30 protein-coding genes are annotated in these 26,742 nt (G+C 37.1%); 2 read left to right on the top strand and 28 right to left on the bottom strand.

The genetic code is table 11. The features are described from left to right. Window positions 1-57: 57 nt before the first annotated feature. From KI343_RS05750 to KI343_RS05725, 6 genes are all read right to left on the bottom strand, one after another. On the bottom strand, window positions 58-792 hold the full coding sequence (locus KI343_RS05750) for a pseudouridine synthase (RefSeq protein WP_212925486.1): 735 nt from the start codon (window positions 790-792) through the stop codon (window positions 58-60). Window positions 793-940: 148 nt separating this feature from the next. Further along, on the bottom strand, window positions 941-1,471 hold the full coding sequence (locus tag KI343_RS05745) for a spore maturation protein (protein WP_212925620.1): 531 nt from the start codon (window positions 1,469-1,471) through the stop codon (window positions 941-943). Beyond that, entirely contained in the window at window positions 1,471-2,061 is a 591-nt protein-coding gene (locus KI343_RS05740) for a nucleoside recognition domain-containing protein (protein ID WP_212925485.1), read from the bottom strand. The genes KI343_RS05745 and KI343_RS05740 overlap by 1 nt, the downstream gene beginning before the upstream one ends. Beyond that, the gene (locus tag KI343_RS05735) at window positions 2,054-3,106 is read right to left on the bottom strand and encodes a D-alanyl-D-alanine carboxypeptidase family protein (protein ID WP_374705414.1); all 1,053 of its coding nucleotides are present in this window, start codon (window positions 3,104-3,106) and stop codon (window positions 2,054-2,056) included. The genes KI343_RS05740 and KI343_RS05735 overlap by 8 nt, the downstream gene beginning before the upstream one ends. Window positions 3,107-3,357: 251 nt before the next feature. Further along, the gene (gene scpB / locus KI343_RS05730; RefSeq protein WP_212925484.1) at window positions 3,358-3,933 is read right to left on the bottom strand and encodes an SMC-Scp complex subunit ScpB; all 576 of its coding nucleotides are present in this window, start codon (window positions 3,931-3,933) and stop codon (window positions 3,358-3,360) included. Continuing rightward, a complete protein-coding gene (locus KI343_RS05725; protein ID WP_280530116.1) occupies window positions 3,924-4,679 on the bottom strand; it encodes a segregation/condensation protein A in 756 nt (251 codons plus the stop codon). Before KI343_RS05725 ends, scpB begins: the two co-directional genes overlap by 10 nt. Window positions 4,680-4,854: 175 nt before the next feature. Between KI343_RS05725 and KI343_RS05720 the strand changes: the two genes are divergently transcribed. Next, window positions 4,855-4,950 (top strand): YjcZ family sporulation protein, encoded by a 96-nt coding sequence (locus tag KI343_RS05720; protein WP_212925483.1) that lies wholly within the window; start codon window positions 4,855-4,857, stop codon window positions 4,948-4,950. Window positions 4,951-5,049: 99 nt separating this feature from the next. Here KI343_RS05720 and KI343_RS05715 read toward each other — a convergent pair whose 3' ends face one another. The 10 genes from KI343_RS05715 to KI343_RS05670 all read right to left on the bottom strand — a co-directional run bounded on the left by KI343_RS05715 (window position 5,050) and on the right by KI343_RS05670 (window position 13,369). Then, on the bottom strand, window positions 5,050-5,406 hold the full coding sequence (locus KI343_RS05715) for a GNAT family N-acetyltransferase (protein WP_212925482.1): 357 nt from the start codon (window positions 5,404-5,406) through the stop codon (window positions 5,050-5,052). A gap of 306 nt (window positions 5,407-5,712) precedes the next feature. Beyond that, window positions 5,713-6,144, bottom strand: a complete 432-nt coding sequence (locus tag KI343_RS05710; RefSeq protein ID WP_212925481.1) for a peptidylprolyl isomerase — start codon at window positions 6,142-6,144, stop codon at window positions 5,713-5,715. A 72-nt stretch (window positions 6,145-6,216) separates the two neighbouring features. Then, window positions 6,217-7,542, bottom strand: coding sequence for a diaminopimelate decarboxylase (gene lysA / locus KI343_RS05705; protein ID WP_212925480.1), 1,326 nt, complete (start codon window positions 7,540-7,542; stop codon window positions 6,217-6,219). A gap of 259 nt (window positions 7,543-7,801) precedes the next feature. Beyond that, window positions 7,802-9,274 (bottom strand): spore germination protein, encoded by a 1,473-nt coding sequence (locus KI343_RS05700; protein WP_212925479.1) that lies wholly within the window; start codon window positions 9,272-9,274, stop codon window positions 7,802-7,804. An 86-nt stretch (window positions 9,275-9,360) separates the two neighbouring features. Beyond that, window positions 9,361-9,792, bottom strand: a complete 432-nt coding sequence (locus KI343_RS05695) for a stage V sporulation protein AB (RefSeq protein WP_212925478.1) — start codon at window positions 9,790-9,792, stop codon at window positions 9,361-9,363. Continuing rightward, window positions 9,770-10,387 carry a stage V sporulation protein AA gene (locus tag KI343_RS05690; RefSeq protein ID WP_212925477.1) on the bottom strand — a complete coding sequence of 206 codons (618 nt, stop codon included), beginning with the start codon at window positions 10,385-10,387 and terminating at the stop codon, window positions 9,770-9,772. Before KI343_RS05690 ends, KI343_RS05695 begins: the two co-directional genes overlap by 23 nt. 141 nt (window positions 10,388-10,528) lie before the next feature. Next, the gene (sigF, locus tag KI343_RS05685; protein WP_212925476.1) at window positions 10,529-11,281 is read right to left on the bottom strand and encodes an RNA polymerase sporulation sigma factor SigF; all 753 of its coding nucleotides are present in this window, start codon (window positions 11,279-11,281) and stop codon (window positions 10,529-10,531) included. 10 nt (window positions 11,282-11,291) lie between these two features. After that, window positions 11,292-11,732: an anti-sigma F factor gene (gene spoIIAB, locus KI343_RS05680; RefSeq protein WP_212925475.1), complete on the bottom strand. Its 441-nt coding sequence runs from the start codon at window positions 11,730-11,732 to the stop codon at window positions 11,292-11,294. Further along, window positions 11,729-12,082, bottom strand: coding sequence for an anti-sigma F factor antagonist (gene spoIIAA / locus KI343_RS05675; RefSeq protein ID WP_212925474.1), 354 nt, complete (start codon window positions 12,080-12,082; stop codon window positions 11,729-11,731). Before spoIIAA ends, spoIIAB begins: the two co-directional genes overlap by 4 nt. A 108-nt stretch (window positions 12,083-12,190) precedes the next feature. After that, window positions 12,191-13,369 carry a D-alanyl-D-alanine carboxypeptidase family protein gene (locus KI343_RS05670; RefSeq protein WP_212925473.1) on the bottom strand — a complete coding sequence of 393 codons (1,179 nt, stop codon included), beginning with the start codon at window positions 13,367-13,369 and terminating at the stop codon, window positions 12,191-12,193. Between the two features lie 181 nt (window positions 13,370-13,550). On the opposite strand from KI343_RS05670, the gene KI343_RS05665 reads away from it, so the two are divergent. Next, window positions 13,551-14,273, top strand: coding sequence for a 3-ketoacyl-ACP reductase (locus KI343_RS05665; protein ID WP_212925472.1), 723 nt, complete (start codon window positions 13,551-13,553; stop codon window positions 14,271-14,273). Between the two features lie 180 nt (window positions 14,274-14,453). Here the strand turns inward: KI343_RS05665 and KI343_RS05660 are convergent, their stop codons facing one another. The 12 genes from KI343_RS05660 to KI343_RS05605 all read right to left on the bottom strand — a co-directional run bounded on the left by KI343_RS05660 (window position 14,454) and on the right by KI343_RS05605 (window position 26,739). Beyond that, window positions 14,454-16,121: a long-chain fatty acid--CoA ligase gene (locus KI343_RS05660; RefSeq protein WP_212925471.1), complete on the bottom strand. Its 1,668-nt coding sequence runs from the start codon at window positions 16,119-16,121 to the stop codon at window positions 14,454-14,456. A gap of 142 nt (window positions 16,122-16,263) precedes the next feature. Then, window positions 16,264-17,460, bottom strand: coding sequence for an ABC transporter substrate-binding protein (locus KI343_RS05655; RefSeq protein WP_212925470.1), 1,197 nt, complete (start codon window positions 17,458-17,460; stop codon window positions 16,264-16,266). A gap of 70 nt (window positions 17,461-17,530) precedes the next feature. Continuing rightward, complete coding sequence (locus tag KI343_RS05650) at window positions 17,531-18,238, bottom strand: ABC transporter ATP-binding protein (RefSeq protein WP_212925469.1); 708 nt, start codon at window positions 18,236-18,238, stop codon at window positions 17,531-17,533. Then, on the bottom strand, window positions 18,231-18,995 hold the full coding sequence (locus tag KI343_RS05645; RefSeq protein ID WP_212925468.1) for an ABC transporter ATP-binding protein: 765 nt from the start codon (window positions 18,993-18,995) through the stop codon (window positions 18,231-18,233). The genes KI343_RS05650 and KI343_RS05645 overlap by 8 nt, the downstream gene beginning before the upstream one ends. A gap of 12 nt (window positions 18,996-19,007) precedes the next feature. Next, window positions 19,008-20,006 carry a branched-chain amino acid ABC transporter permease gene (locus KI343_RS05640; protein WP_212925467.1) on the bottom strand — a complete coding sequence of 333 codons (999 nt, stop codon included), beginning with the start codon at window positions 20,004-20,006 and terminating at the stop codon, window positions 19,008-19,010. Next, window positions 20,007-20,870: a branched-chain amino acid ABC transporter permease gene (locus KI343_RS05635; RefSeq protein ID WP_212925466.1), complete on the bottom strand. Its 864-nt coding sequence runs from the start codon at window positions 20,868-20,870 to the stop codon at window positions 20,007-20,009. 193 nt (window positions 20,871-21,063) lie between these two features. Further along, entirely contained in the window at window positions 21,064-21,843 is a 780-nt protein-coding gene (locus KI343_RS05630) for an enoyl-CoA hydratase/isomerase family protein (protein WP_212925465.1), read from the bottom strand. Window positions 21,844-22,249: 406 nt separating this feature from the next. Then, on the bottom strand, window positions 22,250-22,969 hold the full coding sequence (locus KI343_RS05625) for a 2-phosphosulfolactate phosphatase (protein WP_212925464.1): 720 nt from the start codon (window positions 22,967-22,969) through the stop codon (window positions 22,250-22,252). 275 nt (window positions 22,970-23,244) lie between these two features. Further along, a complete protein-coding gene (locus KI343_RS05620; protein ID WP_212925463.1) occupies window positions 23,245-24,318 on the bottom strand; it encodes a phosphotransferase family protein in 1,074 nt (357 codons plus the stop codon). Window positions 24,319-24,350: 32 nt separating this feature from the next. Continuing rightward, window positions 24,351-24,752, bottom strand: a complete 402-nt coding sequence (locus tag KI343_RS05615; RefSeq protein ID WP_212925462.1) for an acyl-CoA thioesterase — start codon at window positions 24,750-24,752, stop codon at window positions 24,351-24,353. A 174-nt stretch (window positions 24,753-24,926) separates the two neighbouring features. After that, window positions 24,927-25,496 (bottom strand): TetR/AcrR family transcriptional regulator, encoded by a 570-nt coding sequence (locus tag KI343_RS05610; RefSeq protein ID WP_212925461.1) that lies wholly within the window; start codon window positions 25,494-25,496, stop codon window positions 24,927-24,929. Window positions 25,497-25,569: 73 nt separating this feature from the next. After that, a complete protein-coding gene (locus tag KI343_RS05605; RefSeq protein ID WP_212925460.1) occupies window positions 25,570-26,739 on the bottom strand; it encodes a thiolase family protein in 1,170 nt (389 codons plus the stop codon). Between the last annotated feature and the right edge of the window lie 3 nt (window positions 26,740-26,742).

The raw sequence follows: 26,742 nt of genomic DNA, 5'->3' as shown, positions 1-26,742 counted from the left end.
ATCCCCTTTCTCAACTGATTATACCACCTGCTAAAGCGTTTAAATTTGACTATTATCTTACAATTTTGTGGACGTTGACCGAAGCTGATTAACTTCTTTCGGTGTTAGTGCCCTATATTCCCCGGCATTTAACCCATGTAACGTAAGAAAATCATATTGTTCCCGTTTCAGTTTCATGACTGGAAACCCTATTGCCTCAAGCATTCTGCGTACTTGTCTATTTTTCCCTTCATGCAGCGTCAACTCGAGTATCGATGTTTTCTTGTCTTTATCACTGGATAAGAGTTTCGCATGGACCGCCTTTAACTTCTCCCCATCGGATATAACACCTTTTTGCAATTTTAATAACGCTTGTTTATGAGGAATACCTTTCACTTTTGCTACATATACTTTATTAATCTCTTTACTTGGGTGCATCAACTGATTCGCAAATTCACCATCATTTGTCAAAAGGAGTATACCTGAAGTGTCATAATCCAATCTGCCAACAGGAAAAATTCTTTCTTCTACACCCGGGAGAAGGTCTGTAACAACTTTTCTGCCTTTATCATCTTTAACACTCGAAATAACGCCCCTTGGTTTATACAGTAAATAGTACACTAGATTCTCTTTTTCAAGGGGAACACCGTCAACTTCTACTTTATCTTCAGGGCTAACCTTTACGCCCATCTCGGTTACTAATTGATTATTCACTTTAACTTTACCTTCAAGAATTAGCTGCTCTGCTTTTCTTCGTGATGTCAAACCACTTTGAGCAATAACTTTCTGTAATCTTTCTTCATGCTTTGCCATATAAATCCCCAATCTATTTTTTGTTTTTTCCATATAACAGGAAAGCCTATGATGAAATATAATTTTTCACATATCCTCATCATAGCCTTTTTTTATACATTAGGAAAGTTCTAGTCCTTGTTTTCTATTATTTATCGCTAGCTTTTCTTTATCCAAACATCATTGTAACAAGAAAAACAGCTACAAGTATAGCAAATAAATCCGCAATTAATCCAACTTGCAGTGCATAGCGAGTTTTTTTAATACCAATTGCTCCAAAGTAAATGGTAAGAACATATAAAGTCGTGTCCGTACTTCCTTGCATAACAGAAGCAAGTAACCCGATAAAGGAGTCTGGACCATAGGTTGCGATGATTTCCGTTGTCATACCTAACGCTGCTGTGCCAGATATCGGACGTATTAATGCGAGTGGTAAAACTTCTGCAGGAAATCCAATAAAGGCTAATACCGGGGACAGTAACTGTACAAATGCATCTAAAGCACCGGAGCTTCGGAGTATCGAAATAGCCGTAATCATTCCAACTAAAAAAGGAAGCAAAGAAACAGCTGTTTTAACGCCTTCCTTTCCTCCCTCAACAAATAAATCGTATGCAGGTAATTTTCGAATACTTGCTGCTATCATAATCATTAAAATAAAGCATGGTATAATCCAAATGCTAATTAAACTGATAAAACCCATCATGATTTCCTCCACTTACTTTTATAATAAAATATTCGATCAATGATTAGTCCAATAATGGTCCCTATACAAGTGACCAATAAAGTGACACCAACAATTTGTGTAGGAGAGGCTGATTCATATTGCATTCTAATTCCGATAACAGTGGTTGGAATCAGAGTTAATCCAGTTGTATTCAAAATAAGGAAAGTAATCATAGAACGTGAGGCCGTATCCGAATGATTATTGAGCTTCTTCATTTCTTCCATTGCTTTAATTCCTAAAGGAGTTGCTGCATTTCCCAATCCAAACATATTGGCTGTTAAATTGGATAAAATATAGCCTAAAGCAGGGTGATCTTTCGGTATTTCCGGAAAAATTTTAGTTACAATTGGCCGAAACAGCTTTGCAAGACCTTTTAAAATACCTGCTTCCTCAGCAATCCGCATCATACCTAACCAAAATACTAAAATACTGATAAGTCCTATTGCTAAGGTCACTGCCTGTGCCGCACTATCAAATATGGCTTGGTTTACGGCTTCCATGTTTCCTGAAAACATGGCATAAATAATCCCAATGGCAGCCATGCAGATCCAAATCCAATTAATCATCTATATCCCACCTTACAATCAAATGAAATACATGTTGTACCTGGTCAAGAAAACCATTACTATCTTGGTATGTGGAATTATCATTATTTTGTACTTGCGCAGTATTGCTTGTTTTAGGAAGAGGCGCTTGCTTTTTTAAATAGATTTCTTTTGCCCACGAATCATTCCCCTCCCTTCGAAGCGGAACAGTTACTGTATTTTTTGAAGGATTTTTTGTATCCGTGACCACATCCCCATTCCTATCGACTTCCTTCATTTCAAACTGGTCAAATCCCCATTCAAACATGGCGATATGATCTTGCCAATCATCGGGAGCATTGAGAGTAACAGCAATTAATTCCATCCCATCCTTTTCAGCTGTCGTAAGTAACGTTCGCCCTGTCTGCTTTGTGTAGCCAGTCTTCCCTCCGGTACAATAAGCATAAAGCCGGGTTAGAAGTTTATTTTTATTCTGCCAGTAGTAAGATCTATTTTCCGACAGATACCTTGTCTCACCGCTTATTTCTTGGAATATAGGATTTTCCATCGCATATTGCATTAAAATTGCCATATCATGCGCACTGGAGTAATGCGTTTCAGAGTCAAGGCCGTGGGGATTATCAAAATGTGTATTTTTCATTCCAAGCCAGTCAGCTTTTTCATTCATTAAATAAACAAATCCCTCTTCACTCTCCCCTACATGTTCAGCAATAGCCACAGCTGCATCATTTCCTGATCGCAGCATTAGTCCATATACCAAATCCTTTAAGGTCATTTTCTCACCTTGTTCTAGATAAATAGATGATCCTTCTGTATAAATTGCGTTTCTCGAAACAGTGACCTCTTCGTTCATTTTTCCAGACTCAATAGCAATAATAGCTGTCATTACTTTTGTAATACTGGCAATAGATGCTTGTTCAACTGCATTTTTTTCAAACAATACTCTGCCAGATGACTGTTCAATCAGAATGGCATGCTGTGCTGACACGCTAGGCGCAGCATGTCCGTGAATTGGAAAAGATAAAAAACTAAAAATAAATATGACCATCCAAACAAAAAAACGCATCAGATTGGTTCCTCCCCATTAGATCAAGCTTCATTTCTTAGATGTTTTCTACTCTCTCCTTGTAACTAGTCTAATAAAAACTTCTTGTTCATTTATATGTATGAAACAAGCTATTATGTATGTTAACGAAAAGTAGGAAGGTCAACTAAAGCTATATACATAGCTTTAGACGACAATCTCATTTTCTAATAAAACAAAAGCCCTTATAGATAAGTATCTTTCACTCATCCACAAGGGCTTCTACTTTATATTTATTCATCTTGAAACCGATCGAAAAACAAATCAACATCTTCGGTATCTGTTTCTGGCTCTAAGGCACTTTCCAATTCAGGTAATTCATCTAATGTAGATAAACCAAAAAAAGTAAGGAATTCTTTGGTTGTCTGAAAAAGTGTTGGTCGGCCGATTGTTTCTTTTCGGCCACATTCTTCGATTAACATCCGAGAGATTAATGTTTGCAATGGTCTTTCACTGCGAACACCGCGTATTTCATCAATTTCGGCTCTCGTTATCGGCTGCTGATAAGCAATAATTGCTAATGTCTCTAATGCAGCTTGGGACATTCTATTTGGCTTTGGCTGGATAACCCATTTTTTAAAATAATCATTATGTTCAGGCTTCGTCGCTAAACTCAGCATCCCATTAGCATTAAGAATCATTAAACCGCGATTCTGCTTTTTATAGTCTGTTTGTAGTTCATCTATTATTTGCCGTACAGTGTCTAGGGAAACATCGAGGACGTTACTGAGTTCGCCAACTGTTATGCCCTCATCCCCGCTGGCAAATAACAGACCTTCCGCAACCCCTTTTAAATGCTCTAATTCCACGATGACTCCTCCATCTTAAAAACATATAATTCTTCAAAGTGTTGTTCTTGTATTGCATAAACTTGTCTTTTTTTCATTAGTTCTAAAATAGCCACAAAGGTTGTTACGATATATGATTTTGTCGGGACAGGGAACAAAGCATTAAATAATACACCATTTTCACTATTGCTAACCTGTTGTAATACTTCTTCCATCCGCTTTTCTATTGGAATATCTATACGTTGAATGACCGTATCCTTTGGTTCTTTCCATTGATTTCGCTGCATCATTTTTTTTAGGGCGCTGATCATATCAAAAATAGATGCATTTCCTGCATTCGCATTTTCCATTGGAACGTCTTTGAAATCAAACACCACTGGCGAACGTGTGTAAATTTGCTGATCCGCAACTTCTCGTTCTTTTAATGCCTCTGCAGCCTCTTTATATTTTCGATATTCAATTAAACGCTGCATTAATTCTTCTCGGGGATCTTCCATATACGCTTCATCCATCTCTTCCTCTTCAAATTCTTGCTTTGGAAGAAGCATCTGGCTTTTTATCGCAAGCAGAGTGGACGCCATAACCAGATATTCACTTGCGATATTTAGTTCCAAATGCTGCATGGTGTGAATATAATCCATATACTGCTGTGTAATCTGAGCGACCGGAATATCGTAAATATCTATTTCATATTGATTTATCAAATGAAGTAACAAATCCAAAGGACCTTCAAATGTGTCTAATTTAACTTCATATCCTTGAATCATTTTTGTAATTCCTCTCAAGCTTTGTAAAACAACGTGTTAATTTTAGTTATCCTAAAAAACGTTTTAAAAAAATCGCAAAAGCCCATACACTCTTAACAGAGCTTACATAAGTTATAACGTAATATAAATGTTAGCACAAAACATTTATGGATTGAATTAAAAAGGAGGAAATAAAATGAGTGGTGGATATTCAGGTGGTTATGCAGGTGGATTTGCTTTAATCGTTGTTCTATTTATTTTATTAGTAATCGTAGGAGCAGCTTGGTACTAAGATTTTATCTCAAATAAGATCGATATAGCAACGAATGAAAAGCCAACCCGAGTTATAAGGGCTGGCTTTTTATACTTTAACCTTTGATAAAGACCAATTTCACAATGAATCCATTGATTTTTCATAAAAATCTTTGACATTTTGAGCAGGCTCGATCTCATATTTGTCCGAATAAATACGATGAATTTCTGCTACCATTTGTGAACCTATTCCCTGATCCCTATGAGAGGGATTTACGGTAAGGTGTCTGATAATTAATTGACTTTCATTTAAAATTTGAACACCTATCGCTCCAAGAACATCATCGTCCTCTTTCCATAAATGCAAATGCCAATTATCATTTTCTTCATACTCACGAATGGTTTCTTGCAGTTTTTTTACATCTTTTTCTTCAGGCATAAATGATAGTAAACCCATTGCAATCTTTTCTAAGTTTCTTTTAAAGCGAATTAGCATAATTACCCCTCATTAATTTCTTGTATGGTAATCCTCTTAACTTTCAATCAGTATTCACTCTGAAAGTATAACGTATTTTAAGTATAATGAAAAGTACCATTATTAAAATTAATTAGCAATTCAAGCCTTTATAGGCAGCGTTGCCCTTGTTAAAGTTATATTTCCTTATAGTGTCAAGGAAGTATAAAAGGGATGTCCCGTAAGAAAATAGATTACCTGAACTAACTTCGCCTCGCTAAAAAGACAACATCAGTATCATTGCTTACTATCTTCCCTCTTAGGCCATCCCTCTACTTACAAAGTGAATTATCCCTCAATGCGAATTTCTTTCATCACATCACCATTAGACATTGCTTTAGCATGTTCAATACCTGATGTTACTTTTCCGAAAACGGTATGAACTCCATCCAAGTGTGGCTGGGGCTCATGCACAATAAAGAACTGGCAACTTCCAGTATCTTTACCTGCGTGCGCCATAGATAAGGAACCTTCTTCGTGCTTGTGCGGATTTCCTTCCGTTTCACATTTAATCGTATATCCCGCAGAACCTGTGCCGGTTCCATTCGGACAGCCTCCTTGACTGACGAATCCAGGAATCACACGGTGGAAAGTTAAACCATCATAAAACTTTTCATTTGCTAATTTTTCAAAGTTAGCTACCGTATTTGGTGCTTCATCTGGATATAATTCAAATTCAATTTTATTACCATTTTCCATTTCAATATAGCCTTTTTTCATCTTAGCAATTCCCCTTTTAAAAATATCTGTTTCTTTAAAAACAACTACACTCTATTCTATCACTTATTCTCCTTAAGTAAAACTATTTATACGCTCATATGACAAGTCATTTTTGACAATATCTTGATAGGTCTCTCTGCGAACAACAAGATGATCCTGCCCATCTTCTATAAAAACGACTGCCGGTTTCGTCAAGCGGTTATAATGACTGGCCATAGAATAATTATAGGCGCCTGTTGCCAAAACAGCTAAGATATCTTTATCCCTAATTTGGGGCACTGGTAAATCCCAAATTAGCATATCCCCAGATTCACAGCATTTCCCTGCAATAGAGACTTCCTTTTCAATTGGTGCTGTCGGGCGATTTGCAATTACCGCATCATACTTTGCCTGGTATAAAGCCGGTCTGATATTATCCGTCATACCGCCATCAATAGAATAATATTCTCTTACTCCAGGAATATTTTTATTGGCCCCAATAGAATAAAGTGTAATCCCTGCATCGCCTACAATTGATCGTCCTGGTTCAATCCAAACTTCAGGAAGCTTCATTTGATATTTTTCACAGTTTTGTTCTACACTTTGAACCATATCTTTAACGTATTCCGCAAGTGGAAGAGGCTGGTCCTCTTTTGTGTAGCGAATGCCAAAGCCGCCACCTAAATTTAAAGCTTCTGATATAAATTGATATTTTCGTTTCCATTCTTCCAATTTAGCAAACAGTATATCTGCTGCTACTCGGAACCCTTCTGTTCCAAAGATTTGGGAGCCAATATGGCAATGAAGCCCTTTTACATGTATTCTTGGATGATTTAAAAGCATTTTTAACGCTTCTTCGGCTTGCCCATTTTGCAAATCAAACCCAAATTTTGAATCTTCATTTCCAGTCATTATATATTTATGCGTCTTTGATTCGACACCTGGTGTAACTCGTAAGAGCACATTCATTGTCTTACTCTGCTTGATGAGCTCTACATCTAATAAATCAATATCATGGAAATTATCAATAACAATACAGCCTATTTCATGTTCTACTGCCATAGCAATTTCTTTTTCACTTTTATTATTTCCGTGCATATGGATTCGTTCTGTTGGAAAATCGGCTAGAAGCGCGGTATATAATTCTCCTTCAGAAATGACATCTAAGCACAATCCTTCTTGCTTTGCCACTTGTAGCATAGCAACCGAAGAAAAAGCCTTACTTGCATAGGCAACTTTACCACGAATGCCTGCCTCACGAAATGCTTGAACAAATGCTCTGGCATGGTTACGAATCATTTCTACATCGTAGACGTATAAAGGTGTACCGTATTTTTCCGCTAATTCGACGGTATCAACACCACCAATTTCTAAATGTCCCTTCGTATTAACTTTAAAGGGGTGTGCATCAAGTATCATTCTTTTTCCCCCATTATTCAAATAATAAAATACTTTAACACAATACAGTAAATAAAGAAAGCCTAAATCTGAATACAGCTTAAAATGTTAGAAAAGCGCAAGCCGCACCAAAATTGACACGGCTTACCTTGGAGAAAAAATAATCACAACATTTTCTATCTTGTACAAAACGCAATCTACGCACACAGCCGCCGTTTTTACTTATCCAACTAATCGAAACATTTTATTTATATATCACAGAACTGCTCTCTTTACTAATCTATGGCCGGCGGTAATTATTGCGCGGGTGAACAATACTGGGACGATGCTTTGAATTTGGAACCGGGATACGGAACAAAACATGCTTCATTGCTTTGAAATTAAAAGGAAGCAATGGCCACATATAAGGCGTTCTTAACGATCTAATCTGCACCATAAATAAAATATAAAGTGTAATACCAATCATATATCCAGGTAAACCAAATAATTCCACCATTAGCACCAGAAATAGGGTAATCACCTTATTTGCAACACTTAATTCATAACTAGGCGTTACATAATTTCCAATGGCGCTCGTCGAAACATACAAAATAACCTCTGGTGAGAAAAGCCCAACTTCAATAGCAATCTCACCAATTAATACAGCTGCAATCAGACCCATCGCTGTAGATAAAGGCGTTGGCGTATGTATTGCCGCCATTCTTAAAAACTCTATTCCTACACCTGCTAGAATAATTTGAATAGCTACAGGCACATTCCCTTCATCATTCGGACCGATAAAACTTAAATTTTGTGGCAGTAACGAAGGCTCCATGGCAAACAACAGCCAGGTTGGCAGTAAAAATAAAGCTGCGAATACAGCAAGAAAACGAATAAAGCGGATAAACGTCCCTATCGAGGGTGCTTGCCGATATTCTTCTGCGTGCTGCAAATGATGGAAAAAAGTTGTTGGAACAATAATGGCACTCGGAGACGTATCAACAAAGAGAATTACATGACCTTCTAATAAATGACTCGTTGCAACATCAGGTCTCTCCGTGTAGCGCACGAGAGGATAAATGTTCCATTTCCGAATCATTAAAAATTCTTCCAGCGATTTATCAGACATTGACATACCATCTACTTGAATACTTTCAATCTTATCTTTTAAAAACTTTACTAAGTTGGGATTTGCAACATCCTCAATATAAGTGATGCAAACGTCTGTTTTAGATCGTTCACCAACCTTTAGCATCTCATTTCGTAAATTCTCATCTCGCAAGCGTCGTCTAGTAAGTGCAGTATTTTCTACAATATTTTCTGTATAACCATCCCTCGAGCCTCGAATCACTTTCTCCGTGTCTGGTTCTTCTGGAGTTCTGCCAGGATAATTACGGACGTCCACAATTTGCGCGTAATTCTTCCCGTCAATAAATACAGCAATCAGTCCACTAAGCACCTGGTCAACGGCTTCATCCATTGTTTTGACTGGTGTAACCTGCTGGTGGACTAATCTATTTTCAACAATCTCTCCAAGACGATCACTTTCCGATTCATTATCGTTTACTTCAATCATTACTTTTAATACTTCTTGTACAACCGAGGTATCCGTTAAACCAGTAACATAATAAAGCTGCACACGTCGGTCCAAAACAACTAATTCCCTGTATCCTAAATCATAGGATTTTTCTAAACCTATTCTCTTTTTCATATATGCATATGTATCTTCAATATGAGGAGAGATAGGTGTATTCTTTTCCTTACCTGTCTGCATACGATCACCTTCTATTTATGTCTTATCTTAGAAAAACGCACATAAAATCGCACTTCTGTTTTTATGGTTACTACGTCAAAATATTCTTAGCGCGGCACAAAATAAATCCACTGAAATAAAGAACCAAACACCTTGCCCAGCATCAAAGCCATCATAAATAAAAGCACATAGCTTTCCATACCGATCCTGCGGGTTAAAATGGGGAAAACATTTAACACCTCTGTCAACGCAGCTGCCAGCATTCCATTAAAAATACCATGAAATAATCCCCAGAGAATTAAAGCAAGAATAGGCTGAGAAGTTGAGATAGGAGCAAAGGAGAAATAAGCTCCGATAAACAACCCAATAATCACTGCAGCGCCATAGACTTTAATATACTTTTCTGTCTTACTTAATTGAATAAGCCTTGGAATAATCCCTAATACAGCAATAAAAGCAACGAAGCCCGCGCCAACAGCAACACCACCGCTGAAGCCGATAAAAATCTGCAGGACATTAAGAAGAATTTCTTGGATCATTAATCTCATTTTCCATCGTATTAATATATCGCTGCATATCCTGTTGATAATTAAAAATCTCAATTTCTAACGGGCTTGGCTCTTCGTTAAATCGTTTTTTAAACCAGTGATTAAAAAATAGAACGGTTCCTAATCCAAGACCTAAGGAATAAGGAATTTGAATCCATAACGGATATTCATTCTCTTCCCCAGTCAGGATAAAATGCAGCTTTTGCTGAACAGGCTGCATACTAACATCATAATGAAAATTCATAATCGTCATTGCCGAGCCGGTAAACAACAGCAGCCAGACAAACGTAATAATCAATGGATGCGGCGGCTTTTTACGCGGTTCAATTTGTATAAGGCACTGCTCAGGTCCGAGTAACTGAATTTCAAGATTTGGATATTCCTTTGTGAGGTGGTCCAGGACCAAAAAGCTATCAATGACTAAAAGATTTTTATCTTTTTTAGATAATCGATAAATCATCGTGTTTTCAAGTATTTCTTTTTTTGGTGATTGCGTAGATAGATAAGCGATATCTTTTAGTTGCAGCTCTTGCCACTGCTCAAGAATTACTTTTTTCCGCATTCTTAAATAAACAAGTTCTGCCATGACCAAACCACCTTTACAATAACTATCTAACAGATAGTATTTGTTAAAAGAAAATAAATTATAAGCCTAAAGACAAATCAGCTTAGAAAAACGACAATAAAAAAGCTTACCTGTGTTTTATACACAAATAAGCTCTATTTATTATCCGGCATCCATACTTTTTTTCATATCTTCTAAAATCTTCTTCTCCAGTCTGGAGACTTGTACTTGGGAAATGCCAAGTCTTTCCGCTACTTCTGTCTGGGTTTGATCCTTATAATAGCGCAAGTAAATAATTAGCCTTTCCCGATCAGTGAGAGCACGAACAGCTTCTTGGACGGATAATTTTTCAAACCATCTAGAATCTTGTTCTGCAATTTGATCTAATAATGTAATGGAATCTCCATCACTTTCATAGACTGTTTCATGAATAGACTGAGGTGATTTCGCAGCTTCTTGAGCATGGACGACTTCTTCTGGCTCTAAATCCAACGCCTCTGCTAATTCATTAACTGATGGAGATCTGCCTAATTCTTTAGACATTTCTTCCCGTTTACGGCGAATCTTATTCCCCATTTCTTTTAATGAACGGCTTACCTTTACACTGCCATCATCACGAATAAATCGCTGTATCTCCCCAATAATCATTGGAACGGCATAGGTAGAAAATTTCACGTTATAGGAGAGATCAAATTTATCTACCGCTTTGATCAGTCCTATACTTCCAATTTGAAATAAATCATCTGGATCGTATCCTCTGTTCACAAATCGTTGGACAACAGACCACACCAGCCGAACATTCCGGCGAATCAGTTCTTCTCTTGCTTCGATGTCTCCAGATTGACTTAATCGAATCATTTTCTTTACCTGTTCATTGGAAAGCTGCTCTCTTTCCTCCGTTTTATGAATATTCACAGTAGATTTCCTAATTAAAAACCGTTTTTGATTTTGATAATTGCTTTTTCATATAAACGGAAGTCCCATTTTCAGGAGCAGAAATGACTTCCACGGTATCCATGAAATTTTCTATAATCGTAAAACCCATGCCGGATCGTTCCATTTCTGGTTTTGATGTAAATAAAGGTTCCCTTGCTTCATCAACATTTAAAATTCCTTGCCCTTCATCGCGGATGGTCAGCTCCACTTCCCCATCATATAACACACAATCAATATAGACTTTATGATGCGGTTCACTATGATATCCATGGATTATTGCATTTGTCACAGCTTCGGATACAACCGTTTTAATCTCGGTTAATTCCTCCATGGTTGGATCTAGCTGTGTGACAAATGAAGCTACAGCAACACGAGCAAATGCTTCATTTTCACTCACGCTAGAAAACGAAAAAGACATTTCATTTCTCATGATGTCACCCCCAAACCTTGTAATGCGCGTTCTTCATTTTCCTCTAAACGAATAATCTTGAAAAAACCAGACATATCAAAAAGACGATGTAACGACGGCGCTACAGAACAAAGAACCATTTCTCCCCCTAATTGAACAATTTCTTTGTAACGTCCTAAAACGACACCTAGACCAGAACTATCCATGAAGCTTACTCCTTTTAAATTCAGGATGATATGCTTAATAGAATGCAAATAGATCCAATCCTTCCATGTATCCCTCAACCCTTCCGCTTCATGGTGATCTAATTCACCTTGCATGCGTACAATCAACACATCGCCTCTTACTTCGAACTTAGTTTGTAATCCCATGTGCAATGCTCCTCCTCTTTGTTGTGAAAATAGTTACTCTCTGAATAGAAGTATTCTCTATACAAATTACTATTTCCTGCTTGTCGACAAAAGAAGTGGAAATACGTGTTAATCAGCCGAATTCACCATTTTTTGCAATGCCCGTTTTGTTAATGTTGTAATAGATGCTTCGGTAATATCTTCATTCACGATTAGCGGTGTGGTGTATATAGTCTGCTCATTTTCCTTCACAATCAGTTCTCCAACAACAGCCCCTTTTTTGATAGGAAATTTCCAATCTTCCTGAAGGGAAATCTCTGTTGTAATAGCTGATTCTTCCTCGCCTTTCTTATGCAAACTATGAACACTTGATTTGGTAACAATGTCAAAATGATATGGATCTGCTTTAATTTTTTCCAGCTCCATCACTTTTTCTTCTTTCCCAAAAAGCTGTTTCGTCTGATAACTCTGGAAACCATAATCTAGTAATCCAGATACCATTTTGTTTCGTTCTTTAGGTGTTTCTGCTCCCATGACAACTGCGATGACTCGCATATCATCCCGCTTCGCAGTAGCTGTTAGGCAATACTTCGCTTCACTTGTATATCCTGTCTTCATCCCATCTGCACCTGGGTAAGAACGAATCAACTTATTCGTATTCACGAGCCAAAATTCATTATCTTCTCCCTGACGTAAATAATCTTCATAAATAGAAGTATAATTTGTAATATCTTCATACTTTAATAATTCTCTTGTCATCACTGCCATGTCATAGGCACTACTATAATGGTTGTCAGCAGGAAGCCCTGTGGTATTTTTAAAATGAGTATCTTTTAATTGAAGTTGTTCCGCTTTTTCATTCATTTTTTGAACAAATTCTTCTTCTGTTCCAGCAATCGTTTCTGCCATCGCCACACTTGCATCATTCCCAGAAGCAATCGCTATACCTTTAATTAAATCATCTACAGACATTTCTTCCCCAGCTTCTAAAAATACTTGGGATCCACCCATAGAAGCTGCATATTCACTCACTACAACCATCTCTTCCTTGGATATCTTCCCTTCTTCTAAAGCTTCCATAATTAGAAGCAAGGTCATTATTTTAGTCATGCTAGCTGGCGGCAATTGTTCATGCGCATCTTTGTCAAATAATACCTTTCCTGTATTCTGTTCAATTAAAACACCAGATAAAGCATTATCAGCTAATGGTGCTTTTTCTTTATTTTCCTCATTCGCTGACACAGTGGAATGGGTAAATAACATATTTCCAATAAGTACTGCAATCGTTAATAAAATTAGACGCTTCATATTGCTTCCCTCCAAGTTACAATAATACCTTTAGGATTTCCATAACAGCCTCGTTTCATACTTTTTTAATCTTCGGTTTTTAGACTGTAAATAGAATAGAAGCTAAAGCATCTTTTTTGTTGTTTGATTGAATTCTCATCTATACTAGAACTAAATTGGATAAACGAAGGGAGATTAGAAAATGGGACAAGAAATCAGAGGTAAAATTGCGTATATAACTGGGGCAAGCAGTGGTATTGGCAGAGCGACTGCACATCAATTTGCAAAAGAAAGCATTCATCTCGGTTTAATTGCAAGGCGGAAAGAAAAGCTGGATGAAGTTCAGAAAGAATTAGAAACATTTGGTGTAAACGTTGTTGCCTGCAAAGCAGATATTTCTCAGCATGAGCAAGTGAGAGAAGCTATCCAGACGTTTGAACAGAAACTAGGTAAAGCTGACATTTTAATAAATAATGCAGCAATCAGTGATTACGGCAACTTGCAAGACATGGATGAGGAAACCTGGAAACATATTTTTGAAGTGAATGTATTTGGAACTTATCATATGATAAAAGAAGTGCTGCCACATCTAGTGAGCAAGAAGAAAGGTGACATTATTAATATTTCTTCTAGTAACGGATTAAAAGCAACAGCAGGTTCGACTGCTTATAGCGCTTCTAAATTCGCTATCCAAGGGATGTCTGAAGCCCTCATGCAAGAAGTGCGCAGAGAAAATATACGTGTATTTACAATGAACCCAAGTTTAGTTGCCACCGAATTGGCATTTGGCGATGCATTAGAAGACAAAAATGAAGATAAGTATATGCAGCCTGAGGATATTGCGGAATATATGGTAGCACAATTAAAATTAAATCAGCGTATTTTTATTAAACAATCCGCTCAGTGGGCCACGAACCCATTTTAATTTCGCTTTCAAAGCGTAATGTAGTAGGAATAAAAAGCAATGCAGACCTCTTTGCTTTTTATTCCTACAAAAAAGAATGAAGCAACTGGTGAAATGCTGGAAATGAACAAATTATCATTCCGGCACCCGAACCTATATTTTATATAAAGAAACTAACTTATTTTCGCTCCATATCCTGTTCTAGGATTGTGCCTTTTCCCATTCACTATGCTGAAGTTTCCGCCATAATATTTTCCCGCTAGATGTTGTTGGCAATGTTTCTCTAAATTCAATGATGCGTGGATATTTATAGGAAGCCATTCTTTCTTTTGACCATTCAATAATTTCTTTGTCACTGATTTTTCCTTTATAATCATCATTTAAAATAATAAATGCTTTAATCGTTTCTCCTCTTCTAGGATCTGGAACACCAACTACACATGCCTGTTGAACAGCTGGATGTTTATAGAGAAAGGATTCAATCTCCGTTGGCCAGACTTTAAAACCTGATGCATTAATCATTCGCTTCACGCGATCAACTATAAAGAAGTAACCTTCCTCATCAAATCGTCCAATGTCTCCAGTTCGGAAAAACCTTTGCCCTTCAATTTCGATAAAGGCGCTTTCATTTTCCTTTTCTCGATTATAATAGCCAACCATTATCTGGGGTCCGCGAACAACAATTTCTCCTACTTCTCCTGCACTTAATTCTTTATGTGTTAAAGGGTCAATTATTCTAGAATCCACATCAAAGGAAGGAATACCTAAACACTGCATCTTCGGACGGTCTACTGGATTTGAATGGGTTTGCGCTATTGTTTCAGAAAGTCCATAGCCTTCTAAAAATTTTAAACCAGTGAGTTTATAAAGCTTTTCACCCACTGCTTCCGGCAGCGCAGCTCCTCCACCGGAAATAGACGTTAAAGATGAAATTTGCTTCGGATCTAAATCTGGATTTGCCAAAAAGTCAACAAGCATCGTACTTATTGTTATCCAATTCGTACATTTCTGGCTTTCAATAAGCTCTACAGCAGTATCTCGATTCCATCTCGTTAAGATTACTATCGTACTGCCACTTAATATAGGCGCATGCATGCTATTAACCATTCCTGTCACATGGAAAAACGGCAAAGTCGCTAGATGCACATTACTAGCTGTACCTCTAGCCCAATAAAAACCTCCAAAGGTATTTGCTTGAACAGTTTTATTTGTATGCATACAACCCTTTGGCAGGCCGGTTGTTCCTGAGGTATACGGGAGAACAATCAAATCATCAGGCCCTGTAACATGGTCATCTGGCAACAACCTCGCTTCAATACATTCTTTCCATGGATGAAGATGTGATTGGAAAAATAGCTTCTTTTCTTCTCGTGCCTCAGCTGGAACAGCGCCATTAAAATCTGTTCCCATATACTCCGAATAAGCAACAATAATAATTTCTTCCAGTGAGGTAGTTTCAATTAACGGACTTATACGATCATACAATTCTTGGCCAATAATAGCATTTCTAATTTCACAATCATTTACGTAAAATTCAAGTTCCTCTCCCTTGAGCATGGAATTTATTGGTACTACTACGGCATCGGCTCTTAAAATAGCATAATACGCTATTACAAATTGCGGAGAGTTTTGCATAAATAAAAGCACCTTTTCTCCTCTCTTTATTCCTAACCTTTTTTGCAAATATCCTGCCATTACATTTACCTCTTCATCTAACTGTTTATAAGAGAGATCGTTCCCATAATAATGAATAGCTCGTTGATTCGGGTATCTTTGTGCACTAACTTCAAGATTTTGATAGACTGTTGTTTCTGGGACAACGAGTGTTTTCGGCAGTCTAGGCCAATGTTCAAAATGTCGTGTAAACATATTATCTCTCCTTCTTTGTAGAGCTTATCGTTTATAATTAATTCTTCTAAAACATAATCCGTTTAAACACGTAGAACACTTGCAAAGAAGCGAAAAGCCAGTATATATCCACTGACTTTTCTTTCTATACTTCATACCGAAATTATTTTATATCAGTAGAAACTATCTCTCCATCCTCAACCGTACTAATTCTTGTAGGAATTTCAAATGCGCCATTTTCATCTATACTTGGAATTTCATACACCTTTTTATCGTCAGGCAAAGCGTCTAAACCCGCTTGAATATTTTCGTGAATTACTTTAGCATCCTCAACATTTCCGGCAGCTTTCATTGCCTCTACAAAGATGTACATGGAAACATAATGGAATCCTGCCTCAGATCCGGGATCTTTCCCAAATTTTTCTCTATATTTTTCAACAAATTCATCTGTTCCAGGATAGTCTGAATAAATTAATGGTACGGTACCAATTGACCCTTCTAATGGTTCAAAGATTTCAGTTATATTCTTCATTTCATCTAATTTCGCTTGATCCATAATAATAAACCCGCCTTCAAACCCTAACTCTCTAGCCTGCATAGCAATATTTGCTGTTGGCTCGGAAGGTCCACCGATAAAAAGCACATCTGGATCTCCCTCTAAAGCATTTGTTAAAAGTGTAAAGAAATCGGTATCCTTAGAAAAATCCACATATGATTCGTAAACAACTTCTCCTCCCTGTTCTTCCCAATGTGGGATTAATTCTTCTGCCCAATCTTGACCATACTGCGTTACTGGTGGGATAGCTGCAAGTTTCTTTCCAAATCGTTCCATCGAATATTCCGTGAATGGCTCTACATAACCATGATAACTCGGTGGTATTCTAACAGTTAACGAATTCCCTCCTTCTGTTATAGCTGGTTCGCTTGAATAAGCTCCTATAAGGAAGTTTTCTTGCTCATTAAATACTTGAAGGGCGTATATCCCACCGCTATGAGGTGTGAAAATAATCGGTGTATTATTTTCTTGAACTAACCTTCTTGCATTGGCAGCTGTTTCATTAGGTAAATATTTATCGTCAAGACCAATAATGTTTAATTTATATGTCTCCCCATCCACCTCAAATCCCGTTTCATTAATTTCTTCTGCTGCCATCTTTAAACCATTTAATGTATTCTCCCCATAGTAAGCAGCTGCCCCACTTAATGGCCCGCTATAACCAATATTGACAACATTCTCTCCACCTGTACTTCCTGTACTTCCTTCACTTTCTTCGGTTTTTCCACTGCCGTCGATACAGCCAGCCAGGCTAACAGCAAGTAATGTTATAAACATTAGCATGATGATTTTGCTTTTTCTCATATTCTTACCTCCATTCTTATCATTAAATTTAAAATTTTCAATCTTCCGCAAGTGTATAAAGACGGAATTTTTATGCACCAATATAAGCCTTTCTAACTTCCTCATTTGAAAATAACTCCTTTGAGCTCCCTTGCACTACAATTTTTCCATTCTCATACACATACCCTTTATCCGCTATGTTTAATGCAGCGTTTGCATTTTGTTCTGCTAGAAGAATCGTGGTACCTTCTTTATTAATTAATTGTATACTTTCAAACATCTGTTCAACAATTAATGGCGCTAAGCCAATTGAAGGCTCATCAAGCAGCATTAATTTTGGCTTAGACATTAATGATCTTCCGATAGCTAGCATCTGTTGTTGCCCACCACTCATAGAACCAGCTTGATCATTTCTTTTTTCATAAAGTATTGGAAATAATTCAAAGACTTCATCCATCGTCTGCTTCATCTTTTTTTTGTTTTTCCGTTGTACATAAGCACCCATGACCAAGTTCTCCTGAACAGTCATTTGCGGAAATAGTTTTCTATCCTCAGCACATTGAACAATTCCTGATTGGACAATCTTATCTGGTGAAATTCCACTTATAGATTTTTCTTCAAATAATATCTCTCCTGACGCTGGTTTACTTAAACCACTAATAGCACGAAATGTTGTACTTTTCCCTGCTCCATTCGCACCCAATAATACAACAATCTGTCCTTGCTCGACTTTAATATTCACCTCGTGAACTGCAGCATAGGCTCCGTATTTAACGGTTACATTCTTTAAACTAAGCACTAGCACTCCTCCCTAAATATGCTTCGATTACTTGTTCATTATTATTTATTTCATTAGGCGTACCTTCAGCAATTTTCTTACCATAGTTTAAAACCATAATCTTATCGGCCATTTCCATGATCATTTGCATTTTATGCTCGATGAGACACACGGTAATTCCTCTTTCCTTCATCTTAACAATCAACGAAGATAGCTCCTCCGTTTCATCTGGGTTCACTCCAGCAGTAGGTTCGTCAAGAAATACGATTTCTGGATTAGTTGCTAATGCAAGCGCAAAGGCAACTCTTTTTTTCTCCTCTTGAGAGATATTTGCAACTACTCTCTCAGCAGACTTCGTTAACCCGACAAAATCTAACACCTCAAGCGCCTTTTCTTTCGATCTTTCTTCTTCCTGCTGTAATCGTTTTGTTCTAAAAATGGCGTCAAAGAGATTTGAGTTCGTTCTTAGACGATGACCGACAATAACATTCTCAAAAACCGTTGACTTTTCAAACAGATTTGTCGTTTGAAATGTTCGCGCCACACCTAGTTTTGCTATTTTGTTGGAGGGGAGATTAGAGATATCCACATTTTTAAAAATCACTTGTCCAGAGCTTGGTTTGTGTACCCCGCTTATCAAATTAAAGAACGTTGACTTACCAGCACCATTGGGACCGATAATTGCATTAATTTTACCCTTTTCGACAGTGAAATCAACTTCATTCACTGCATGAAGCCCCCCAAATTGTTTGGTTAATTGTTTTGTCGCTAAATACATTTTCTCACCTTCCTACGCCTCTTTTTTTAACTCGGATTGGGATTTCTGTGCTTCTTTATTTCTTTTCTTTTCACTAGATTTTACTTTCCAATCACCAATAATGCCCATTATCCCTCTAGGTGCAAAGATAATTAGTATCGTTAATAAAGGACCGAATATGAGCATTCGATAATCTTGTAAGAACTGCAGGTTCTGTGAAATCCATACGATAAGGGTAGTTCCGACAATCGGTCCAAAGAGTGTGCCAATTCCTCCTACAATTAAATACATTAATAAATCAAATGTGATCGCAGTCGATGCTATATCTGGCCCTAAAAAGCGAACAAAACTTGCGTAGAGTGCTCCTGCTAACCCTGCAAAAAAGGTGGAAAGCACAAATGACAGTAATTTATTTTTAATTGTAGAGATTCCTAAAGAAAGTGCGAGCGGTTCACTATTTCGAATAGCGATAAACGTTCTACCAACCAAGGAATTAATTATGCGATAAATAATAAAAATGACGAGTAGCAATATCGCTAATACAAGATAATATTGTGATAATGGTGTAGTAAATGAAATGGGCCCAATATTTGCTGGAGCAGGTATTCCCATCAAACCACGAACACCTTCTGTTAAGCTGTCCCACTTATCAATAATTAAATAGATTACGTACCCTACACACAGCGTATAGATTGCAAAATAGTGCTCCTTCGTTCTAAGTGAAATGATACCTATAAAAAAACCAATAACAGCTGTAATAATTGGAGCTAGAATAAAAGCAACCCAAAATCCCATTTCTATTTTTACGGTTAATAATCCTACAGCATACGCACCAATTGCAAAGAATCCTGCATGCGCAAGTGATAAGTATCCAGTATAACCTGCCAACAAATTTAAACCATAAACCGCAATGCTCCATATAAACGCTAAAGTCATGATATGAATATAATAATCATTTTGAGTAATTAGCGGGAAGATTATTGCCAATACGATAAAGAAAATGACAATATATTTTTCAAATTTCTTTGGCATTTAATGCTCCCCCTTTGCAAATATCCCATTCGGTTTAATTGTTAAAATGATGATGAGCAGTATAAAAGCAATGATGTCCTTGTAATCCCCGGATATATAAGTTGCTCCAATACTCTCAGTAAATCCTAGTAAATAACCACCTAATATTGCTCCAGGTATGCTACCCATTCCACCAATGATGATAATGACAAAGGCTTTAAGTATTACAAGGTGACCCATACCCGGAAATACGAGATTAATAGGTGATGTCAGTGATGCCGCGATAGCAGCTAAAGCACCAGCAACAAAGAAAGTTAACATGGCTACCTTATTAGCATTTATCCCAACTAAAAATGCACCTTCCCGATTTTGGGACATCGCAATAATCGTTCTACCAATAAAAGTCTTTTTCAAGAAAAGATATAGTAAAACCATTACAACTATTGCTGCAACAATTATCAGGAGTCTTTGCACTGTAAAAGTGACACCAAATAGATTCAGGACTTGGTTATAGGGTGAAGACATTTGGCGAAAATCCGCCCCCCATATCAATTGGGCTAATGCTTCTAAAAATAATAAAATTCCGATCGCAGCGATTTTATTATTAATTATTATCGTATTTCTTAATGGATGGAACACAAGTCTCTCCATTAACACACTAAGAACCCCGACAACAATAATACTCACAGCAATAGAAATCCAATAGTTAACCCCAACATACGTCATCATAGTCAATGTAATATAACCACCGATCATATAAATTGCACCGTGAGCAAAATTAGGAATATGCAATATTCCGTATACGAGGGTTAAACCTAATGCAACTAAACTATAAATACTGCCTATTGTTAGGCCGTTAAAAAGTTGCTGAATTAGGATCTCCATAACTTATTTCACCTCCATATTTTTACGAACTATTTGATAATAAATTCTACTTTTAACAACGCCCTGTCACTAACGGAAGCGATTACATTTAATTGTTAAAATCTATTCACGTTCTCTATAATATTATTAATAATATTTTTACAGGAATTTAGATCCGCTTCAAAAATAGAGCAACAGAGATATTTACTTATTATTAAAAGTTGGGCTTTCTCTTTTCTTTAAATGCAGTTACTCCTTCATAATGATCATCAGTTGTAACCAATGTAGCTTGTGTAACCCGTTCCTGCTCAAGAATGTCCTCCAAACTAGAATGAAATGATTGATTTACGATTTTTTTTATAAACCCATACGCTGTCGAGGGTCCAGAAGAGATTTTCTCAGCGTATAAAGCAACACTGGCCTGAAATTCATCTGATGGGTAGACTTGATTTACTATTCCTAAAGAATGTGCTTCTTCCACGTTTAACGGTTCTGCCTTAAAGAATAATTCTTTTGCTCGATAGGCTCCTACTAATCTTGGAAGGAAATATAATCCCCCGCCATCAGAGATTAAACCCACATTTGAAAAACTCATAATAAATTTACTATCATCTGCTGCTAGAATAAGGTCACATGCCAAGGCTAAATTAAAACCTGCACCCGCAGCATATCCATGAACAGCTGCTATAATCGGTTTCTCCAAATCTTTCATAGAAAGAATTAATTCATTTAGTTTTCCGATATGGTCATATGTCCCTATAGGTTCCTTTTTCCCCATACCTTTAACATCTCCACCGGCACTAAACGCACGACCCGCACCTGTAAGCAAAACTACACGAATCTTCTCATTCTCTTTAGCTTGTTTTATCGCTTCTTTTAGACCACTAATCATATCCGGACTAAATGCGTTTAGACTTTCCGGTCGATTTAGGGTGAGTTGCATTACCCCTTTTTTTACTTCTACCAATAAATGTTTCGTTTTTGTTGATTCCATTTACCTCGCTCCAATCCTTTTTATTTTATTAACGCTTACCAGCCATCTCAAATGCATCCTAAATTAGATGGTTGTTAAACCTTTCGACCTCTTCCTGTTTTTCCACATAAAATATATTCAATGAAAAAGAACTGCTAATTTAAAATCAGTAGATGTAAAATACCAAAAAAGTTCATCGAATTTGCCTCTTCTTCAAACAAGGCTTTATTGGCATGCAATGGGTCTTGGATCATCTTACAATTTATATATCTGTCGACTTTCCTAAATTGCTTACTTTTAATCTTCTTATATAATTCTCCCTCCAAAAGAAGACCTTTCAGAAAATACGCCAGCTCATAATACGAAATTTTATATATTTGACGAATAATCTGAAAATATATCAAAAAAGAACACACGTATAAAATAACTAACGTAATACTACTAATTCACTCTCCTGAACAAACGCAATCTGATTTGATGCCCCAACATCGCCAGTAAACCGTAGGAGCTCTTCCATTCCTTTTCTTAGACTAGCGCGACCAACTCTACTTGTTTCTAAAGCTTTATAAATCTTATCCTTATTGTCGAATCGTTGTTCCAAAGCAATTCGAACCGCATCATTATATTTAGCATTATCTAAGTTCATTTCGGATATAATCACACTTGCGCATAAGAAGTCTTCAAGAGAGAAATGTCCGCCAGACCCTGCACAAATAATATTTACTTCTTCCTCTTCTAACGTATTTAAATATTTAGCTACAGATGGTGCATTTCTTAAATTTGCTATCAATACTTTATCAGCATTCTTCGCTCTACAAATAGCCTTTGTACCATTTGTAGTTAAAAAGATCACATCTTTACCTTTTACATATTCAGCAGGATAATCTTCTGGCAAGTGTCCACGCGTAAATCCTTCTATTGGTAATCCACGCTGTTCTCCACCAGTGATAGAAGATTCGCCTAATTCTTCATGTAATCGCTTTGCATCCTCAATGCTTTCTACCGGGAAGACCCTTCTAGCACCTCTTTCTATAATTGTCAGCAGAGTCGTTGTTGCTAAAAGAACATCGATGACAACTACCGTTGATCCCTTTAATATTTCTGGTTCAATCTCTTCCTTCGTTAACCATAGCCGACATTTTTTCATGTCTTACTACCAACTCCTTTATTGTAGAATCATTCCATCTTCTCTTCTGGAAATGTGCTTCCAATTTGCACTGAAAGATCTTCCAGAACATCAAATAATCACAAAAAGAATAGCTTCATTACTTATTAGTGCGTGCTCTGAACGTCCGGTAAAAAGGACGAAGTCGGCTAAAGCCGCCGTGGAAAAACAAGCTAACGCATCGTCATTTCCAGTGGGATTTTTGAATAACTTCAACTAAATGATTGTTCACTCTTCTTTATTAAAAACGATTCATCCTATGATCCAATATTTGACTTTAAAGCCATCTCTAATGAATGTTGAATTAAATTATTTACATAGTCATTTAACTCTTGAAATCTTGAATCTTTCGTTTGACCTATTTTCCAACGATAGTAGATTTGCTGGCATATTACTGCTAATTTAAAATAAGAGAAAGTTAAATAAAAATCCATGTTGTGTACATTTCTTCCGCTCTTGCTTGCATAGGCATTCATAAATTCATTTCTAGTCATAAAACCAGGGTATGTTGTAACAGGATCATCATCGAATCCCTTTTTTAGAAGATCAGAATCGTTTGCTTCCCTCCAATAACTCATCGCCACCCCCAAGTCAGCTAAAGGGTCGCCAACTGTTGTCATCTCCCAGTCAAATAAACCAATAATATCACTAAAGTCTTCGTTGAACATTAAGTTATTTAACTTATAATCATAATGAATAATTGTTGGCGTGGATGATATCGGAATATTATTGATCATCCAGGCTTTCAGTATTTCTACGCCTTTTACTTCCTCTGTCTTTACCCTTTCATAGCGCTTTACCCAACCCGTCACTTGTCTTTCCATAAACCCCTTAGGCATCGTCATATCCTTTAACTTCGTTTGGGTATAGTCAATTGCATGCAAAGCTACTAAAGTATCAACTGCTTTCTCTGATATTTTTCTACCTAACTGTTCCGTTGGTTTAACATGTTTTGGAAATTTTTCATCCAGTACAATTCCATGTTTTCTTTCCATAATAAAGAAGGGGCTATCCATAATAATGTTTGATTTATCCGCGCAAATATATGGTTTTGGCGCTGGCGGGAAGAACGGGTGGATCTCCTTTAAAATAGAGAACTCCCTTTCCATATCATGAGCTCTAGGAGGAATGGGACCTAAGGGAGGCCGCCTTAATACTGCTTCCCAATCTCCTTTTTTCAACAAATAAGTCAAATTTGAACGACCGGCACTAAACTGCTTGATAGTTAATGGACTATCCGGTAAATCTTGTATTTTTTCCTTTAAAAATAAGTCAACACTATTTACGTCAAGTTCTTCTCCCTCACGTATCGGAATTGTTTCAGACGACATACTACCCCTCCTCAAGGAAGTTATTTTTATACTCATACAAGGAACTTCTCTAAATTCAACCTTAACTTCTCGGGAATTGGCACTGATTTTTGTTCCGTATAATTAAACCAAACAGTAACAGCATCCGCTGTCGCAATCGTGCTCCCCGTTTCATTATTGATAAGTGTATGCCTTATAGTAAAACTTTTAAATCCAACTCTTATTACATCCGTAGCAACGATGAGCGTTTGGCCTGCATAAGCTTGTTGCAAATAATCGCATTTTATAGATGCTAATATAAAGCTAATGGAAGAATTTCTTTCAGGATAGAGTTCTTTGAAAAACTTGGTGCGGGCTTCTTCAAAATAGAGAAAGTGACTTGTATTATTAACATGACCTGCTGCGTCCGTTTCACAAAACCTAATATAAACATTGATTTCATGGGGTGTTCGCATGGATTATTAATCCCCTTTCCTAAACAAAGCAAATAATGATTCCACATTTGTCTCTACGCTAGGTAATGATTACTCTGACTGTGCTTGTTGTATGTATTTTTATTTGATAAAAGCTAATATCATGCGTAAAAACACCGCAGTCCTTCCTGCCAATAAATCGTTTGAGCGCACAAATTAACTGTACTTTTTTATACCATTCTTAATGAGTTCTAGGTACATATCCGCAAGCCCTTCTTCACTAACTTCACCATGTGGGTCATACCAGTAATAACTCCGATTTGTCAGACTAAGAATGCCGAATGTAAGAATATCAGGTCTAATATTATTATTAAATTCTCCAACTTGTATTCCTTCCTCTATCATCGTTTGGAAATTTATACGAAATTCTTTTCTTTTCTCTTTTATCTGATTCATATTTTCTTGATTTAAATGACGCATCTCCCTAAAAAATATTCTTGCATTCGGTCCATGACTTTTGATTTTACTTATTAATAAATAGATAATGCTATAGAGTTTCTCCGTGTATTTTTTATCTTGGTTATTTAAAATAACTTTTTGTTCTTCTAATAATTCTTGGATATAGGACAAATGTATATCTCTTAATAAGTCTTGTTTGCTTTCATAATAATAATAGAACGTACCTTTCGTAACTCCAATATTGCCGACTATATCTTGGATGGATGTCTCAATAAATCCCTTTTCATCAAATAACTCTATACTTTCCCTTATGATTTTTTCCTTCATGTGAATATCCCCTTTGTTTTTAATCTAGAGTAAGTATACCCCCGTAGCCGACAATATTGTATCACTTCAACTATTAACTTCTTTCAATTATTAGCGCTATCCCCTGTCCTCCACCAATACACGCAGTGATAAGACCGTATCTTCCGTTTGAGCGTTGTAATTCATGCACAGCCTTTGTTAAAAGGATTGCACCTGTTGCACCTAATGGATGACCATGTGCAATGGCTCCTCCGTTCACATTTAATTTCTTTGGATCAAAGCATAATTCCCTGTCACAAGCAATCACCTGCGCAGCAAAGGCTTCATTAAGTTCAATCATATCTATGTCTTCTATCCTAAGCCCAGTCTTTTCCAATACCTTTTTCGTTGCTGGTACAGGTCCTATCCCCATAATGTTTGGATCCACACCAGCAACGGCCGAATTTCGTATTGTCGCTAATGGTGTAAGCCCTAATTCTTCTGCCTTTTCTCTCGACATTACAACCAGCGCAGAAGCAGCATCATTTAATCCAGAACTGCTTCCCGCTGTTACTGTACCTTCCTTCATAAAAGCTGGAGGCAGTTTAGCCAGTGCTTCTAACGTCGAATCCGGGCGCGGGTGCTGGTCTTTATCAAAAACGTTAGGATCTCCTTTACGTACTGGTACAGTTATTGGTACAATTTGCTCGTCAAAGTATCCTTCTTCCACAGCCTTAGCCATCCGTTTTTGGCTCCGTAATGCGTAATTATCCTGCTCTTCTCTGCTAATATGGTACTTGCTCGCTAAGTTTTCTGCCGTAATTCCCATAGGCGGATCACCTATTTCTTTCGGAGACAATTGTGATTTTCTAAAGTTCGGAAGTGATGGACTATATGCTTTTTCAGCACGATCCATTAGATATGGTGCACGGCTCATGCTTTCTGTGCCCCCAGCAATATAAATATCTCCTGCACCAGATTGTATTGCTTGTGCAGCAAGGGAAACGGCATTAATACCCGAACCACATTGTCGATCGACCGTAAGTCCTGGTAAATGGACAGATAAGCCTGTCTGTAAGGCTGTAAGCCTAGCAATATTACCTCCGCCGCTTAAAACGTTACCAAATATCACATCATCTATCGATTCAGGTTCAATATTAGCACGTTTCACTGCTTCTTTTATGACCTCTGCTCCGAATACATGAGCAGGAACAGATGCCAATGCCCCTCCCTGTCTTGCAATTGCAGTTCGAACAGCTGATACAATGACTGCATCTCTTTTCATAAT

Source organism: Oceanobacillus sp. J11TS1 (genome assembly GCF_018333215.1).
Lineage (GTDB): Bacteria > Bacillota > Bacilli > Bacillales > Amphibacillaceae > Oceanobacillus.
Note: the sequence above shows the minus strand (reverse complement) of the source record. Positions and strands in the feature narration are given on the sequence as shown.

What these genes read in the sequence shown, in the direction of transcription:
- spoIIAB (WP_212925475.1), bottom strand. Translation starts at nt 11,732, where the DNA reads ATGAGAAATGAAATGTCTTTTTCGTTTTCTAGCGTGAGTGAAAATGAA.
- KI343_RS05610 (WP_212925461.1), bottom strand. Translation starts at nt 25,496, where the DNA reads ATGAAGGAAAAAATCATAAGGGAAAGTATAGAGTTATTTGATGAAAAG.
- KI343_RS05645 (WP_212925468.1), bottom strand. Translation starts at nt 18,995, where the DNA reads ATGTATTTAGCGACAAAACAATTAACCAAACAATTTGGGGGGCTTCAT.
- KI343_RS05695 (WP_212925478.1), bottom strand. Translation starts at nt 9,792, where the DNA reads ATGATCCAAGAAATTCTTCTTAATGTCCTGCAGATTTTTATCGGCTTC.
- KI343_RS05625 (WP_212925464.1), bottom strand. Translation starts at nt 22,969, where the DNA reads ATGAAAAAATGTCGGCTATGGTTAACGAAGGAAGAGATTGAACCAGAA.
- KI343_RS05635 (WP_212925466.1), bottom strand. Translation starts at nt 20,870, where the DNA reads ATGGAGATCCTAATTCAGCAACTTTTTAACGGCCTAACAATAGGCAGT.
- KI343_RS05690 (WP_212925477.1), bottom strand. Translation starts at nt 10,387, where the DNA reads ATGGCAGAACTTGTTTATTTAAGAATGCGGAAAAAAGTAATTCTTGAG.
- KI343_RS05735 (WP_374705414.1), bottom strand. Translation starts at nt 3,106, where the DNA reads ATGCGTTTTTTTGTTTGGATGGTCATATTTATTTTTAGTTTTTTATCT.
- KI343_RS05700 (WP_212925479.1), bottom strand. Translation starts at nt 9,274, where the DNA reads ATGCAGACAGGTAAGGAAAAGAATACACCTATCTCTCCTCATATTGAA.
- KI343_RS05640 (WP_212925467.1), bottom strand. Translation starts at nt 20,006, where the DNA reads ATGCCAAAGAAATTTGAAAAATATATTGTCATTTTCTTTATCGTATTG.
- KI343_RS05655 (WP_212925470.1), bottom strand. Translation starts at nt 17,460, where the DNA reads ATGAGAAAAAGCAAAATCATCATGCTAATGTTTATAACATTACTTGCT.
- lysA (WP_212925480.1), bottom strand. Translation starts at nt 7,542, where the DNA reads ATGATACTTGATGCACACCCCTTTAAAGTTAATACGAAGGGACATTTA.
- KI343_RS05670 (WP_212925473.1), bottom strand. Translation starts at nt 13,369, where the DNA reads ATGAAGCGTCTAATTTTATTAACGATTGCAGTACTTATTGGAAATATG.
- KI343_RS05720 (WP_212925483.1), top strand. Translation starts at nt 4,855, where the DNA reads ATGAGTGGTGGATATTCAGGTGGTTATGCAGGTGGATTTGCTTTAATC.
- KI343_RS05725 (WP_280530116.1), bottom strand. Translation starts at nt 4,679, where the DNA reads ATGATTCAAGGATATGAAGTTAAATTAGACACATTTGAAGGTCCTTTG.
- KI343_RS05605 (WP_212925460.1), bottom strand. Translation starts at nt 26,739, where the DNA reads ATGAAAAGAGATGCAGTCATTGTATCAGCTGTTCGAACTGCAATTGCA.
- KI343_RS05660 (WP_212925471.1), bottom strand. Translation starts at nt 16,121, where the DNA reads ATGTTTACACGACATTTTGAACATTGGCCTAGACTGCCGAAAACACTC.
- KI343_RS05630 (WP_212925465.1), bottom strand. Translation starts at nt 21,843, where the DNA reads ATGGAATCAACAAAAACGAAACATTTATTGGTAGAAGTAAAAAAAGGG.
- spoIIAA (WP_212925474.1), bottom strand. Translation starts at nt 12,082, where the DNA reads ATGGGATTACAAACTAAGTTCGAAGTAAGAGGCGATGTGTTGATTGTA.
- KI343_RS05715 (WP_212925482.1), bottom strand. Translation starts at nt 5,406, where the DNA reads ATGCTAATTCGCTTTAAAAGAAACTTAGAAAAGATTGCAATGGGTTTA.
- KI343_RS05620 (WP_212925463.1), bottom strand. Translation starts at nt 24,318, where the DNA reads ATGTCGTCTGAAACAATTCCGATACGTGAGGGAGAAGAACTTGACGTA.
- KI343_RS05745 (WP_212925620.1), bottom strand. Translation starts at nt 1,471, where the DNA reads ATGGGTTTTATCAGTTTAATTAGCATTTGGATTATACCATGCTTTATT.
- KI343_RS05710 (WP_212925481.1), bottom strand. Translation starts at nt 6,144, where the DNA reads ATGAAAAAAGGCTATATTGAAATGGAAAATGGTAATAAAATTGAATTT.
- KI343_RS05750 (WP_212925486.1), bottom strand. Translation starts at nt 792, where the DNA reads ATGGCAAAGCATGAAGAAAGATTACAGAAAGTTATTGCTCAAAGTGGT.
- KI343_RS05740 (WP_212925485.1), bottom strand. Translation starts at nt 2,061, where the DNA reads ATGATTAATTGGATTTGGATCTGCATGGCTGCCATTGGGATTATTTAT.
- KI343_RS05665 (WP_212925472.1), top strand. Translation starts at nt 13,551, where the DNA reads ATGGGACAAGAAATCAGAGGTAAAATTGCGTATATAACTGGGGCAAGC.
- KI343_RS05615 (WP_212925462.1), bottom strand. Translation starts at nt 24,752, where the DNA reads ATGCGAACACCCCATGAAATCAATGTTTATATTAGGTTTTGTGAAACG.